This window comes from Coleofasciculus sp. FACHB-542, from assembly GCF_014695825.1.
Classification (GTDB): domain Bacteria; phylum Cyanobacteriota; class Cyanobacteriia; order Cyanobacteriales; family FACHB-T130; genus FACHB-T130.
In genome coordinates, this window is the sequence record NZ_JACJPB010000062.1 from 1 (window position 1) to 15,475 (window position 15,475).

8 protein-coding genes and 1 pseudogene are annotated in these 15,475 nt (G+C 43.0%); all 9 read left to right on the forward strand.

Annotated features, from left to right (window positions below):
- Window positions 1-283: 283 nt before the first annotated feature.
- Window positions 284-610: a hypothetical protein gene (locus H6F52_RS25065; protein ID WP_190537088.1), complete on the forward strand. Its 327-nt coding sequence runs from the start codon at window positions 284-286 to the stop codon at window positions 608-610.
- Window positions 607-1,959 (forward strand): DUF1822 family protein, encoded by a 1,353-nt coding sequence (locus H6F52_RS25070; RefSeq protein WP_190537089.1) that lies wholly within the window; start codon window positions 607-609, stop codon window positions 1,957-1,959. The genes H6F52_RS25065 and H6F52_RS25070 overlap by 4 nt, the downstream gene beginning before the upstream one ends.
- A 64-nt stretch (window positions 1,960-2,023) precedes the next feature.
- Window positions 2,024-4,489: a CHASE2 domain-containing protein gene (locus tag H6F52_RS25075; RefSeq protein WP_199300718.1), complete on the forward strand. Its 2,466-nt coding sequence runs from the start codon at window positions 2,024-2,026 to the stop codon at window positions 4,487-4,489.
- Window positions 4,482-5,243 carry a DUF928 domain-containing protein gene (locus H6F52_RS25080; RefSeq protein WP_190537090.1) on the forward strand — a complete coding sequence of 254 codons (762 nt, stop codon included), beginning with the start codon at window positions 4,482-4,484 and terminating at the stop codon, window positions 5,241-5,243. Before H6F52_RS25075 ends, H6F52_RS25080 begins: the two co-directional genes overlap by 8 nt.
- 93 nt (window positions 5,244-5,336) lie before the next feature.
- A complete protein-coding gene (locus tag H6F52_RS25085) occupies window positions 5,337-8,114 on the forward strand; it encodes a CHAT domain-containing tetratricopeptide repeat protein (protein ID WP_190537091.1) in 2,778 nt (925 codons plus the stop codon).
- Window positions 8,115-8,227: 113 nt separating this feature from the next.
- Entirely contained in the window at window positions 8,228-10,417 is a 2,190-nt protein-coding gene (locus tag H6F52_RS25090) for a caspase family protein (protein ID WP_190537092.1), read from the forward strand.
- 211 nt (window positions 10,418-10,628) lie between these two features.
- On the forward strand, window positions 10,629-13,196 hold the full coding sequence (locus H6F52_RS25095; RefSeq protein ID WP_190537093.1) for a CHAT domain-containing tetratricopeptide repeat protein: 2,568 nt from the start codon (window positions 10,629-10,631) through the stop codon (window positions 13,194-13,196).
- 262 nt (window positions 13,197-13,458) lie between these two features.
- A complete protein-coding gene (locus H6F52_RS25100; RefSeq protein ID WP_190529073.1) occupies window positions 13,459-14,844 on the forward strand; it encodes a serine/threonine-protein kinase in 1,386 nt (461 codons plus the stop codon).
- A 119-nt stretch (window positions 14,845-14,963) separates the two neighbouring features.
- A pseudogene (locus H6F52_RS25105) lies at window positions 14,964-15,320 on the forward strand (serine/threonine protein kinase); the annotation flags it as partial.
- Window positions 15,321-15,475: the final 155 nt, after the last annotated feature.

Consider the following 15,475-nt stretch of genomic DNA (forward strand, 5'->3'; position numbering starts at 1 on the left):
TATGAACTTCGGCTCAGTCAAAGGTAAGATGAGTAAAACTTATGACCGGCAGCTAGCAATCGCCTAATTTTAGACCCCATATTACCCCAGCGACGACTTTTGCAAGAGGTCTAATGAGCAATCAGAGTTCTTAGCAGGTTATCACCAGCAATTTAATACCTGTTTAGCTCAGTCCGTCAAGCAGGTCATTCAAGCTCGCTTTATCTATTTGCAATCCAAGAAAAATCAGAAAGCGCAAAACTTCCTCAAGGCACTTCATTTATTTCACTGTCAGGGAGTTTCCATGAAAGAAATTGCTCCCCAACTCGGCTTAAAAGACCAGCCTCAAGTAAGCCGCCTGCTGGAACTCAAAAACTTACGCAGCGATATCGGACGCCGAACATTATTGTGCTTGAGAGCTTGCGTTTTAAAGTTAGCTCAATGTTACGTTAATCCCGTGCAGCTCCAAAATTTGGAGTCAAAAGTCCAACTCATTTTAGATAAAGAGATTTCTACAGAGATTGAGAAGGCGAAAAAAGAATCTCACATAGGACACAACCGAGTGATGAACAGTCAACTAGCGGCAACTATTTGTAACCATCTGAATAGCCAGAAAGAAGAACGAGCATGAATTACTTAACAGATTTGACAGATGATTGGGTCGAACTTGAAGAATTGCCAGAAACAATTCCCTTAGAATCGGAGCAGTTTGACCAAGCTGTACAATTGAGCAACCAAGTAGGGAATGAAGACCGAAAATGGCAAATTTATCTTCAAGCTTTAAGTTTATTTAGTTTTGAAGAATGGCTGCGTAAACGAGAACCGGAGATTTATCTAGATAAAGAACATTCTTCAGTTTTACAACCTCAGTATGCTAATGCAATTGACGCCGTTTTTAATTTGAGAATTGGCGAATTTAAAGTTTGTTTAATTCCTACCATCACCTTAACCGATAAAGAAATCACTATCCCTAGAGCCGCAGTAGATTTACCAGAATTTGCAGCTCATTTTTATGTATTTATTGGTATTGAGGAAGAATTGGAAGTCGCAGCAATTAGAGGTTTTGTGCGTCACGATCAAATGATGAATTATTTACCACAATTAGAACCCGAAGCTGATTGGAATTATCAGATTCCGATTGCTTGGTTTAATCGCGAACCTAATGAACTATTGCTTTATTTGCAATGTTTAATTTCATCAGCAATTCCTTTACCTGAAATCCCAACGAATCGTCAGAATACCCTAGCTCGAATGCAGTCAACCCTATTAACATTATTACCCCAACTGCGTAACCGTCCTTTGTGGCAAGTCTTGACGTGGGAGCAGGGAACAGCAGTCCTAACGACGCCGGATTTACTCAATTGGCTCTACCAGCCGCTAACTGAGAATACAGCAACCGTTACCAATCATCTATCAGAGCTGCTGCAAATCTTGACTCAGCAAGCAGTAAATGTCAGGAACTGGTTACGCAACCAAGTGGATGAAGTAATGCAACTGTCCTGGGAAGCCTTACCAGCACCGTCCCCTTTGCGCGGAACTGAGCCAATCAGAGAGTTACCAGCATCATTTCCCCTCCGCAGGAGCGAACAAAACCCATCTAAAGAATTAGATGAAATTTTGATAGAAATTAGTCGCAATAATCAGTTAGAGATTCCACCAAATGCGGGTCGTGCTTACCGAGACTTAACCCTAGGAAATCGGGTGCGGATGTATGCTGTTACCTGGTCTTTGCCGGATGATGATGGCTGGACGTTATTGCTGATATTGAAGGCAATTTCTGGAAATGAACCTGACGATGAGATGACGTTGCGAGTAAGCGATCGCGTGGAAGTTTTGGCAGAAGATACACTGCACTTAGATGGGGACGAGGACTATATTTTTACTCAAGTGGCGGGGACTTATCAAGATAAATTTCTCGCAACCATTACCTCGGAAACTGGGGAATCCCAAACTTTGCCGCCGTTTGAATTTATTTTATAGCTCCTCGAAAATCATCAGAGGCAGGACAACTCCGACCTCCGCAAAATCCAAAATCCAAAATTAAATGATGGATAGAATAGTTTTTAAGCTTAGGGTTAAGCAAGCTGGCACTGTTTGCGACTTTGAGTTGTCGTGGGGGAAAGGAAAAATACTCTCTGTAGAGCTGAATTATCCCCTCTCGCTGACCAGGAGTTACGAACAGTGGCAAAGCGCCTATCTCAACTACTATAGGCGGCTGCGAGGGCACAAGGTCATCAGCGGTAAAGGCACTCTCCCAGTTGATCGACATCGCGAACTGGTGAATGCAGAAGTTCAGCTAAGGGAAGAATTTCAGCACTGGTTGCTCACTCCTGAATTAGTCAGTATTCGCCGCGAGATTGTCAAGGCGGCTCATAAACCGGAACATCATACGGTTGAGGTGTTCCTGACTTGCACTCCTCTAGAACTGGCGCGATTACCGTGGGAAATTTGGGAAATTGGGACGGATTTGGGTGCTACTCAACAAATACGCATTGCTCGCACTCCCGCCAATATTCTGAATGAACCCGTTCGTCCGATTCGCCGTAAAGCTAGGGTTTTAGCAATTTTAGGGGATGACACTGGCTTGAATTTGGAAGCTGACCGAGAAGCACTGCGATCGCTTGATCGTGTTGCAGATATTCAGTTGATTGGTTGGAAACGGAACCAGGGGAAAGCTGAACTGAATATCCCTAAGAATATAGAGGCTCGATTTTTTGATGCTGATGCACTCAAAATGGAGATCCAGAAAGCGATCGCATCTGAGCCAGGTTGGGATATCTTATTTTTTGCCGGACACAGTAATGAAACTGTGCTGACGGGTGGAGAATTAGGCATTGCACCACACACCTCAATCTCGATTTGGGAAATTGAAGAGTCACTGAAACAGGCGAAAAAACGGGGACTTCAGTTTGCAATTTTCAACTCGTGTAGTGGCATGAATATTGCCGAATCCTTGATTAACTTGGGATTGAGCCAGGTAGCAGTAATGCGGGAACCGATTCACAATCAGGTAGCACAAGAATTTTTGGTGCAGTTTCTCGCCAGTTTGACTCAATACAAGGATGTTCATTCAGCTTTGCTGGAGGCAAGTTTATTTCTTAAACAACAGGAAAAGCATCTTTCCTACCCTTCTGCTTACCTGGTTCCCTCCCTATTTCGGCATCCAGAAGCCGAGCTGTTTTGCATTAAACCTTTTGGCTTTTTTGACACACTAAACCGCTGGTTGCCAACGAAAAAAGAAGCCTGTTGGCTAGGCGCTATCCTGTTTTTAAGTTTATTGCCACCCGTACAAAACTTATTATTAGAACCGCGCATTTTACTTCAAGCCTTCTATCGCCAAGTCACCTTCCAAGTGCCAGCCAAAGGAAGTTCACCCGTGCGACTTATCCAAATTGATGAGGAATCTTTAAAGGCTGATGCGGATAAAATTAAACAAATTTACCCTATCGATTATCGTTATGTAGCATTACTGTTGAATCGGGTTTCTGAATTAGAAGCTAAAACCGTCGGCATTGATTATATCTTAGATGATAAAAAGCAACCGAATAACAGTTTAAAACTTAAGCAATCTGTACAGAATATTGTTAATAAAAATACTTGGTTGGTATTTGGTTCTGGAGAGGGAGAATCCACTCCTAGGTCAGGGGTAAGCAAGGATATTGCCAACCTCAATTGGAGTTTGGAAGGGGATATCATGTTCTTCCCTTGGTATGTTGAACTTTTGCCAGCAGAACCCAAAAGTTCACAGATGTATCCTTTTGCTTACCTCTTAGCGATAGCGTATGTGTTGAATCAAGAATTACCGCCGAATTTACCGCAACCCAATTTGCAGGCTCGAACAAATTTTAATTCCTCAGCGATTAACTATTTAAATCAAATAAGCCAACCCAACCAGAAAATAGCTTTTTTACAAGAAATTCGCCTTCATTCACTTACCCGCTTTTCTCAAAATTTTATTCAAGCATGGTTGCATCCAATTATTGACTTTTCTATTCCCCCCGAATCTGCCTACGAACGCATTTCTGCCTGTAAGTTACTAGGAGATTGCCTAGGAAAAGGAAAAGTACCAGACACCTTTAAGAATGAAGTGGTGTTGATTACTCCAGGTGGATATAAAGGAGCCGGGTTAGAAGGAGAAAATGAAGATAATTATGCGATTCCTTTAGCTGTCGGTTTCTGGCGCGGTTGGGAGGAGGAAAATTTTCCTGGCGGTGAAGCTCATGCTTATATGCTTCATCATTTATTAACGGGGCGATTGGTGATACCTATCCCCGATTTATGGATGATTTTACTTTCAGGATTGCTGGGGAAAGGCGTAACGTTGATGTTACAGGATAATCTTCATCAACGGCAACGCTGGGTAATAAAGTTAGGAACGGCTACAACCATTTATATCATCGCCTCCTTGCAAATCTATATATCGGCGGCGATGTTATTACCTTGGTTTTTACCAACAGTTTTGTTTTGGAATTATATTCGTTTAGCAGTCAGGGAAAAGTCTCATGTTTAACTTAAAAAAACTCCAATCCATTTTGTTAATATCTGCCTTGATTACAACTTCTTCCTCAGTGCCTCTACAAGCGGCAATCAGACAACAACCGCATCCCGTCCTAACAGAAAGCAATGAGACATATCTAGCTTTATCGTGGGGTGATATCTGGAAGAAATTACGTCGTAAAAGGAAAGGAGGGGGCGGGAGAGGAGGAGCGATTTGCGCGATCGCTCCCTCTAAACTGGTAGACGCAGATTCGCTTCATCCAAAACAAGGGGAAATCCTTGAGATTTGGAGCGATCGCCCTCTGTTTTTCTGGAATATCCCAGGTGGAACGGTAACGCGAATTGAGCTATCTCGTCAGGGGGATAAAGAGGCATTCTGGAACCGACCAATTAAAGGAGAGACAAGGGCGGTTTATGATGGGGAACCATTGCAACCTGGACAGTCTTATGTATGGAAATTGTCTGCTTCAGAGCCGTACCCAATTGAAACCAGCGTCATGTTTCAAGTGATGGAACCGGAAACACGCGATCGCATTTCAGCCGAATTGATCTCAATAGCACTCGTACAGCAGCTTAAAGACCCATCACCAGAGGCTTTGGCAATGGAGAAAGCCTACTATTTTGCCGAACGCGAACTCTGGTCAGATGCGCTGCGGGAAATCTATTCAGTGCCAAATCCCTCAGAGGAATTAAGGAATGCGATCGCGCTTCTTCAAGCTCATAATTTCTGTGCAGAAGATGAGCCAAACGATTCTGCATCTCGATAGGCTCCTGCTGGGGTTTTTGCATAAGTTCCCCTTGCCCAAAGATATATGTAAGCAGACAATCATCTCAAATGCTGCGGTTTGACTCAAAGAGCTATGCGATTAAAGCGATTTTTCTGGGTTGCACCTACCACTGTACTCCTCATTGTCTCGCAGTCTTTTCGACTCAATTTTCCGGTGCCATTCGCGGGGTCTCCTGTAGTCGCTCAAACTTCAGATGCCCGTAAAGCCGAAGCTGACCGACTGTTGCAGCAAGGACTTCAGCAGGATCAGACGAGTCAATCTCAAGTTGCTATCCAGTCTTGGCAACAAGCACTGATTATTTACCGAGAAATTAAAGACCGTCAAGGCGAGGTTTGGGCGCTGGGTAGTTTAGGGAATGCTTACTTGGGTTTGGAAGAAAATGCAAAAGCGATTGAGTACTTCCAAAAGGCATTGGTAATTGCCAGAGAAATTCAAGACCATATAAGCGTGAGTACAGCGTTAGGTAATATTGGTATTGCTTACTATGCTTTAAAGAACTACGCCAACGCAATTGAGTACTCTCAACAGGCATTGGTAATTGCCAGGGAAATTCAAGACCGTGAAGTCGAGTACAAGGCGCTGTCTATTCTTGGTGAAGCTTACTATTCTTTAAAAAACTACGTCAACGCAATTGAGTACTCTCAACAGGCATTGGTAATTATTAGGGCAATTCAAAACCGTAAAATTGAATACAAGATGCTGAGTAATCTTGGTAAAACTTACTTCTTTCTCGGAGAATACACTAAAGCAATTGATTATCATCAGCAGGCATTGGCAATTGCAAAAGAGATCGAAGACCGTCAAGTCAAGAGTGCAACACTGGCTAATCTTAGTGAAGCTTACCGAAATCTAGAAGAGTACTCTAAAGCGATTGAGTACGCTCAAGAAGCGTTGGCAATTGCTAGGGAAATTAAACACAGGGAAAGTGAGGGGCTAGTATTGGTTAGTCTTAGTTGGACTTTCTTTTCTTTGGGAGACTATGTAAGCGCGATTGAATATTCTCAACAAGCGTTGGCAATTTCTAGGGAAATTCAAGACCCTGAAATTGAGGGAAATGCGCTGTCTAGTCTTAGTTTGACTTTTTCTTCTTTGGGAGACTATGCACGCACAATTGAATACTCTCAACAAGCGTTGTCAATTGCTAGGAAGATAAAAGACCGTGAAGGCGAGGGGAAGGTGCTGGGTAATCTCAGTAGTGTTTACAGTTCTTTAGGAAACTATACCAAAGCAATTGACTACCTTCAGCAATGGTTACTAATTGCAAGGGAGATTAAAGACCGTGAAAGCGAGGGGAGGGCGCTAGGTGGTATTGGTAATATTTACAGTTCTTTGGGAAACTATACCAAAGCAATTGACTATCATCAGCAGGATTTAGCAATTTCAAAAGAGATTAAAGACAGTCTTAGTGAAGGGCAGGCTTTGAACAATTTAGGACTGGCTCTTTACAAATCTGGCAATCTTTTAGCAGCTGAGAAAAGGCTGAGAGAGGCAATGGAGGTAAAGGAATCTCTCCGCAATCCTGATTTAGACGACAGAAAGAAAGTGTCTTTTTTTGATACACAAGTTAACACATACCATACCTTACAACAAGTCCTCGTTGCTCAGAATAAAACTAATACAGCACTGGAAATTTCCGAGCGAGGGCGTGCGCGAGCCTTTGTGGAATTATTAACTAAGAGATTATCCCCAAAATCAGATGCACTACCGCCTATCAAACATCCCAGTTTTGAGGACATCAAAAAAATTTCCCAACAGCAAAACGCTGCAATTGTTGAATATTCTGCTTTTAATAAAGAACTCTATATTTGGGTAATCTCGCCCAACGGCAAAGTAACATTTCGCCCGGTTGACCTCAAATCCTTGGGGGCGGGGGCAACAGCAGGAGGCTCACCCCTGCGAAAACTCGTTACTGAATCCCTCGAATCTCTGGGAGTAGGCGAAGATCGCAACGGCATTTTTGAGGTAAGCATTACAAATCCCGCCGCTGACCCTCAACGTCAAACCAAATCCTTAAAGCAACTCCATCAACTCCTCATCCAACCCATTGCTGACCTTTTGCCGAGTAATCCAGAAGAGCGCGTTATTTTTATTCCCCATCAAGACCTGTTCCGCGTTCCCTTTGCCGCTCTCATTGACTCAGAGGGCAAGTACCTCATTGAGAAACATACGATTCTCACAGCTCCCTCAATTCAACTGCTGGAGTTAACCCACAAGCAACGGCAAAATGCTTCCCGTTCCGGACAAGAAGCGTTGGTAGTGGGCAATCCCAGCCCCATGCCGAAAGGATTTACACTCCTCAAAGGTGCCCAAAAAGAAGCCCTAGATGTCGCTCAACTGCTGAAAACCCAACCGCTCATCGGCTCCCAAGCCACCGAGCCTGCCATTATGCAGAAGTTACCGAGCGCACGTATCATTCATCTGGCAACCCACGGCACCTTTAACGAACAGCAGCCTTTACTCGGTGGTGTAGCACTCGCACAAACGGGTAAAGACACCCAAAACGACGGACTGCTCACTGCTGATGAAATCTTCAACCTTGATGGCAAACTCAGTGCTGAATTATTGGTCTTAAGTGCCTGCAATACCGGACGCGGACGCATCACGGGTGATGGTGTCATCGGCTTATCTCGCTCGTTTATTGCGGCTGGCATCCCCAGTGTCCTTGTCTCCCTGTGGGCTGTCCCCGATGCTCCCACGGCTGAATTAATGACCGAGTTTTATACTAATCTTTACCAAAAGAAACTGGATAAAGCCCAATCCTTGCGAATGGCAATGCTCAAAATGATGAAAACACACCGCGATAATCCTAGAGCTTGGGCAGCTTTTACCTTAATTGGTGAAGCTGAGTAGGAGCATCGGTTGAGTAATCAGAATTTACGTGTAGGGAGAAGCATATTCTTCCCAAAGGGTATACTTCTCCCCTACTTAAATATTCCCGAATAGGATACTAGGAGGAATTAGTAATGTCCCGTATTTCTCGCCGTCATTTCTTACAATTCGCTGGCTCAACTATAACTACTTTGGAATTGAGCCAGTTAGATATTATCAACAAAGGAAATCGCTACGCTCAAGTTCTGGCGCAAAATACCCCGCGCAAGCTTGCTCTTTTAGTGGGAATTAATGATTATCCAGCAAACGAGCGCTTTCTTAGAAATCTGGAAGGATGCGTTACTGATGTCGCTTTGCAAGAAGAACTCTTGGTTCATCGTTTTGGTTTTAATCCCAGTGATATTGTCAAGTTGACGAGCAATCAAGCTCCCGCTCAACAGCCGACGCGCAACAATATTTTGACAGCGTTTGAAGAACACTTAATTAAACAAGCTAAACCGGGAGATGTGGTTGTTTTCCATTTTTCCGGTCACGGTTCTCGATTGCGCGACCCAAATCCTATCCAAGGTTGTGCTAATCAGGCATTCAATGATGAATTTAATAGCACTTTAGTCGTTGCCGATGAGGGGCAAAAAGATTTGGCACCAGACATCATGGGGCGCACTTTGTTTCTGTTGATGTCGGCTTTAAACACAGAAAATGTCACAGTCGTACTAGATAGTTGTCACTCTGGCGGCGGTACTCGTGGTAACTTTCGAGTGCGTTCTGTACCCGGCGATAAACTCAATCCCAGTCCTGAAGAAATCGCTTATCAAAAAGGCTGGATGGAACGGCTGCAACTGTCCGAATCCGAACTGGCTCGTCGGCGCTGTGCAGGTGTTGCAAAAGGGGTTGTTTTTGCCTCTGCTCAACGAGAAGAAGAAGCTTTAGATGCTGAGTTCGATGGCTTTTCTGCTGGTGCGTTTACTTACCTGATGACGCAGTATCTCTGGCAAAAAACCGATACGGTGGGAAGCGCGATCGTTCAAATCACTACTGGCATAAATTCACTTTCTAGTCAAGTTCCTTTAGCAGATGGCGACCCCAAAAAACCAGTTTATTTCATCAACAAACAACTCCCTCCGACTGATGCCGTAATTACCAAAGTAGAAGGCGATAAGGCAACTTTGTGGTTGGGAGGAGTAGACTCTGAAAGTCTAGAAGCTTTCCAACCCGGTGCTACATTCGCAATTGTCGATGACAAAGGGCAAACATCGGGAAAATTGCAATTAATCTCTCCTCGTAGCGGCTTAAGGGGAGAAGCGAAACTGGTAGACAAAGCAACTAATACATCTCTAAAACCAGGGACGCTGCTGCAAGAAGCAAGTCGGGTTGTGCCAGCAGATTTGAAGTTAAGCATTGGTCTCGATCCGTCTTTAGCAGGAGAGACGAACGCGGCTAAACAGGAACTCTCCGCGATTAATCGCATTGCAGCGGTGCCTGCACAATCTGGAAATGTCCCCTATCCGGGAGGGGTGCAGTACATCTTCAGTCGGATGACGGCAGATTATCAGCAAAAACTGCAAAAGCAAGGGGCAAATCTTCCAGCCGTCGGCAGTATTGGTTTATTTACCGAAGGACTGGAACTGGTGCCGAAATCCTTTGGCGAACCAGGGGAATCGGTAACGGCAGCGGTGGAGCGTCTGGCAGCTAAACTCAAATCTCTGTTAGCAGTTCGGATTATTAAAAAGACTTTGAATGCCGATTCCTCGCAGCTTTCCATAGAAGTTTCGATGAACTTAGTAGAACAACCCAATCAAACCCTTGCTAGAACTTCCAGCCGAGGTAGGAACACTCGTCAGGAGTTGGAACAAACTTATGCTAATAAGTTACCAGTGAATCAACTATTTCAGTTTCGAGTTACCAATCACGAGCCTAGCGACCTCTATCTGACAACTCTACTGATTGACTCGACTGGGGGATTAGTGGTGGTGTTTCCCTATCAGTGGCCTGCGTCAAATGAGACGATGAAATTACGACCTAATCAAACGCAACTAATTGGCGACCCGCAACAGATGAAATTGAGAGCGATCGCAACCGGAACAGGAGAAGCGCTGGTAATTGTCAGCCGTTCACCCCTAGAAAGAGCTGTCAAGACATTAGCATCTCTAGCCGCTGAACTAAATCAAGATAGAGGAGCGTTGGAGTTAAAAGAGCCAGTTGAGGTGATGGGCGATTTACTTGATGATTTGAGTAGCGATCGCGGTGGAATCGCTGTAGAAGCCATACCCATGAACACTTCAGAGATGGCTACTTTGTCAATCGCCTTTGAGGTGAGCGATTAACGACTCACGGATTTTAGGGGGAAAGAAAAAAGCATCTGAAACGGCTGTTGAGCAATTTCATCCTCAACTGAGCCAAGGAAATTGTCAAAATATTTACGAACACCGCACTCTTCGGAATCTTTGGGAAGAAGTTGAGTCAATTCTTACATAACCTCCCAAGATGGGAGATATATATAAGCAGTTCGCTAACCCACTGCTAGAGAATTCTGCTATGAATTATCATCTGCGTCGCCTTAGCGTTGTTACTGCAACCTTGCTCATCTCGTTGAGTTGTCCGTTACAAGTGGTACGGCTTACTTGGGGAAGCAATACGGTTTTGGCGCAGGCGCAGACAACAGAACAACGCGATGATGAGGCGTTACGGCTGTATCAATTAGGTATTCAGCAGTTAAATAAAGGACAGTTTCGAGAGGCGTTAGAGACGTTTGAGCAGATTTTAATCACTTTTAAAGCAATTGGCCATCGCCAGGGAGAAGGGACAATCCTCCACAATATTGGGTTCGCTTACGCCAACTTAGGACAGTACCCACAAGCGTTGGCGTATTTTCAACAAGCTTTAGCAATTGCTCAAGAAATGAGTGACAAGGTAACAGAAGGTAAGACGCTCAACGGTATTGGGCAAGTTTACAACTCCCTGGGACAGTATTCACAAGCATTGGAGTCTTATCAAAAAGCCTTAGCGATTACTAAAAAAATTGGTGACAAGACAACAGAAGGTATGACGCTCACCAACATGGGGGTAGTTTATGACAACCTAGGACAGTACCCACAAGCCTTGGAGTCTTATCAGCAAGCCTTAGCGATTATCCAAGAAATTGGTAACAAGGTAGTAGTGTATGACAACCTGAGCCAGTACCCACAAGCATTGGAGTCTTATCAACAAGCCTTAGCAATTGTCCAAGAAATTGGTAACAAAGTAACGCAAGGGATAATCCTCAACAATATGGGAGTGGTTTATGGTCGCCTAGGACAGGACTCTCAAGCCTTGGAGTCTTATCAACAAGGCTTAGCAATTGCCCAAGAAATTGGTAACAAGGTGGGAGAAGGGACAACCCTCCACAATATTGGAGAAGTTTACCGCCACCAGGGACAATACCCGCAAGCGTTGAAGTATTTTCAACAAGCTTTAGCAATTGCTCAAGAAATGAGTGACAAGGCAGCAGAAGGGATGGCACTCCACAATATTGGGGCAGCTTATGACAAGCGGGGACAGTACCCGCAAGCGTTGAAGTATTTTCAACAAGCTTTAGCCATTCGCACTGAAATTGGTGATAAAGCCGGGGAAAGTGCGACGCTCAACAATATTGGGGGAGTGTACAATACTCAAGGTAAATATGCTCAAGCCGAAACCACTTTATTCGCAGCTATTGAGATTCTGGAATCTCTACGAGCGCGACAATTAAGAGATGACCAAAAAATCTCTTTTTTTGAACAACAATCTGGTTCCTATAGCTTTCTGCAACAAGCCTTGGTTGCTCAAAATAAATTTGACAAAGCACTCTTAATTGCCGAGCGCAGTCGCGGTCGTGCTTTGGTAGAGTTATTAGATTCTAAATTAGCAGAAAACCCTAGCAATCTACCCGATATAAAACCTCCAACAATTCAAGAACTTAAGCAAGTTGCTTCTGAACAAAACGCAACACTCGTTCAGTATTCGATTGTTGATGAAGCCTTCAAAATAAAAGATAATAGAGAATGGCAACAAAAACTCTACATTTGGATAATTAAACCTACGGGTAAAATTGCTTTTAAAAAAGTAGACCTTAAATCTCTGAATCAATCCTTATCAGTTCTCGTTACCAACAGTCGTGATGATATCGGTGTTAGAGGTCGCAACATCTTTGATGTAACTGTTATTAATCCCCAAGGCGAAAACTCGACCAAAAATTTACAACAACTTCATAAACTACTCATTGCACCCATTGCAGACTTGCTCCCAAAAGACCCTAATGCGCGTGTCATCTTCATCCCGCAAAAATCGTTGTTTCTCGTCCCCTTCGCCGCACTACAAGACGAGCAAGGCAAATACTTAATTGAAAAACATACCATTCTCACTGCGCCTTCAATCCAAGTCTTAGATTTAACCCGCAAGCAAAAAGGAATTGTAGAGACGCGAAATTGCACTTCGTGCCGCTTCGCTAACGCGTCTCTACAGGATGTATTAATTGTTGGCAATCCTACCATGCCTAAAATTAAAATTGGGAAATTGGAGGCAAACTTAGAGCCTCTGCCTGGTGCAGAAAAAGAAGCAATTCAAATTGCTAAATTATTCAATACCAAAGCACTTACAGGTAGCAATGCCACCAAAACTGCGGTGATGCAACTCATGCAGAAAGCTCGCATCATCCATCTGGCTACCCACGGCTTACTTCATGATTTTAAAGGATTCGGTGTACCGGGAGCGATCGCGCTTGCTCCTTCTGGTACACCTGACGACGTAGTTGATGGTTTACTTACCGCAGGCGAAATCTTCGACATGAAACTAAGCGCCGATTTAGTGGTTCTCAGCGCTTGCGATACGGGACGCGGAGACATTACAGGCGATGGTGTGGTTGGCTTATCTCGGTCTTTAATTTCTGCGGGAGTACCCAGCGTCATGGTCTCGCTGTGGGCAGTTAATGATAATTCTACAGCCTTTTTGATGACCGAATTTTATCGCAATTTACAACAAAATCCTGACAAAGCGGTTTCCCTCCGTCAAGCAATGCTGACAGCAATGAAACAATATCCCAATCCTAAACAATGGGCGGCTTTCACCCTTATCGGAGAGTCCGAGTAACACTGCAAAACATTCGACTTTAGACAAATCTGTGCAATATCCAAACCAAGAAAGTCTTAATTATTATCCAGTAGCTGAAACTCTCTGCCCTCTTTTGCATAACTTCTCCTCGCTGGGATATATATACAAGCAGTTCATTAACGTATAGGGAACATTGTCTATAAATTGTCATTCGTCCAATAAACGTGACTCAAAGGGTATGAGGGTAGTAGCAACGTCAAATACGTAACAAATAACAAAAGATAAAATATTAGGTAAGCAAATGGATAGTCAAATCTTAGGAGCGCACTACCAAATCCACCAGGAATTAGGAAAGAAAGCTGGTCGAAGGACACTTTTGTGTAGCGAACAAGCGACTGGAGAATTAGTGGTTGTCAAGTTACTAACTTTTAACAGTGATTTTGAGTGGGATGACCTCAAACTGTTTGAGCGGGAAGCAGAAGCTTTAAAAAACTTGTCACATCCAGCTATTCCTCGTTACTTAGACTATTTTGAGATAAAGGCTTCCGAGCTAAAAGGATTCGCTCTCGTTCAAAGTTATATTCCTGCACAATCTTTGTCACACCATGTGAAAGCAGGTCGGATTTTGACTGAGATAGAAGTTAAAGAAATCGCTAACGCTATCTTAAAAATTTTGATTTACCTACACCGTCAAAATCCGCCATTGATTCACCGAGATATTAAACCCAGTAATATTTTATTGGGCGATAGGTCTGGTAATAGTGTTGGCAAAGTTTATCTGGTAGATTTTGGCTCAGTGCAAACTGTCGCCGCCCAAGAAGGCGCAACTCGCACAGTAGTGGGAACTTATGGATATATGCCTCCAGAGCAATTTGGTGGGCGTACAGTTCCGGCTTCAGATTTATACAGTTTAGGTGCGACGTTAATTTATTTATTAACAGGTATCCATCCGACAGATTTACCACAGAAAGATTTTCGCATTCAATTCGAGCAAAAAACGAATCTTAGTCTGACTTTTAGTAACTGGTTGCGGCGGATGTGCGAGCCAAACTTAGAAAAGCGTTTTGATTCGGCATACCAAGCTCTACAAGATTTGAATCAAAATCCCAATCTTGTAGCTATCAATCGACCACTTATCAGGAGAATTCAACTTAGAAAAAGTAGCGAATTTATAGAAATTTTTATGCCGCCAGAACACTTAGATTTTTTTGAAGTTTTGGGAACGTTTATTTTTATTTCATTTGCTATAGGAATTGGAACCCTGTTCTTGTACGCTTTGTTTGATGAATTCAATATGACTTATCTGCTACCTATAATATTTTTATTAGTGTACTTATATTTCCTTTCATCGTATTTTATTAGTAAAACACTTTATATAAACCAGGAAAAAGTTATTTTTACTAAAGAGGTGTTTGGATTTTTGAAATTTCATTTAGCTCCAGAATCACCGCGAGAGGAAATTGTCAAATTGGTTTATTTCTCCGAATACGTTGACCAACGTGAAAATTCTCACGGTAATAGATATTCAGTAACTGTGGGCGCACAATTGGAAATTTGGGCTGGGATTTATAAGTATAAATTTCCTGGTGCTAGCATAAATTTACCCAAAGAAGAAGTGCAATGGCTGGCAAAAGAATTAAGCACTTGGTTGGATTTGCCGATTTTATATGCAGATAAGCAAGTTTAAAAAAATAAATTAGGGCGAACAGGTATTCAATACAATTAAATAATCCCTAGAACTATCGCTAATTAAATATTCTGTTTGTTTCAATCGAAGTTAGAAAAGTTTAAGGAGTAATATTGCTTATGCTAGTGAATAAAATATTAGGCGATCGCTATCAAATTCAGCAGGAGTTAAGCAAAAAAAACGGACGAAAAACCCTCCTAGCGCATGATTTGCGTACGTCAGAATTAGTAGTTATTAAATTACTATCATTAAGTAGTGATTTTGAATGGGATGACCTTAAATTATTTGAGCGAGAAGCGGAAACTCTAAAAACACTCAATCATCCCTCGATTCCTCGTTATTTAAATTACTTCGATGTAAATTTACAAAACCTAAAAGGATTTGCTTTAGTACAAACCTATATTCCTGCAAAAACTCTAGAGCAATATTTACAATCAGGTCGAACTTTCACTGAAGAAGAAGTAAAAGAAATAGCTCTAAGTAGCTGGGACTAATTAAATGTAAGATGGGAGCGGTTCTCTAAACGGAGTTTTCCATTATTTATGCCTGCTCCTATTCGGATTATCTTAAGCGAAGCAGAGGACTCAATGTTAAGCGAGTTGCGAGTTGCTCAAAGCGTGCCGCAACGCAC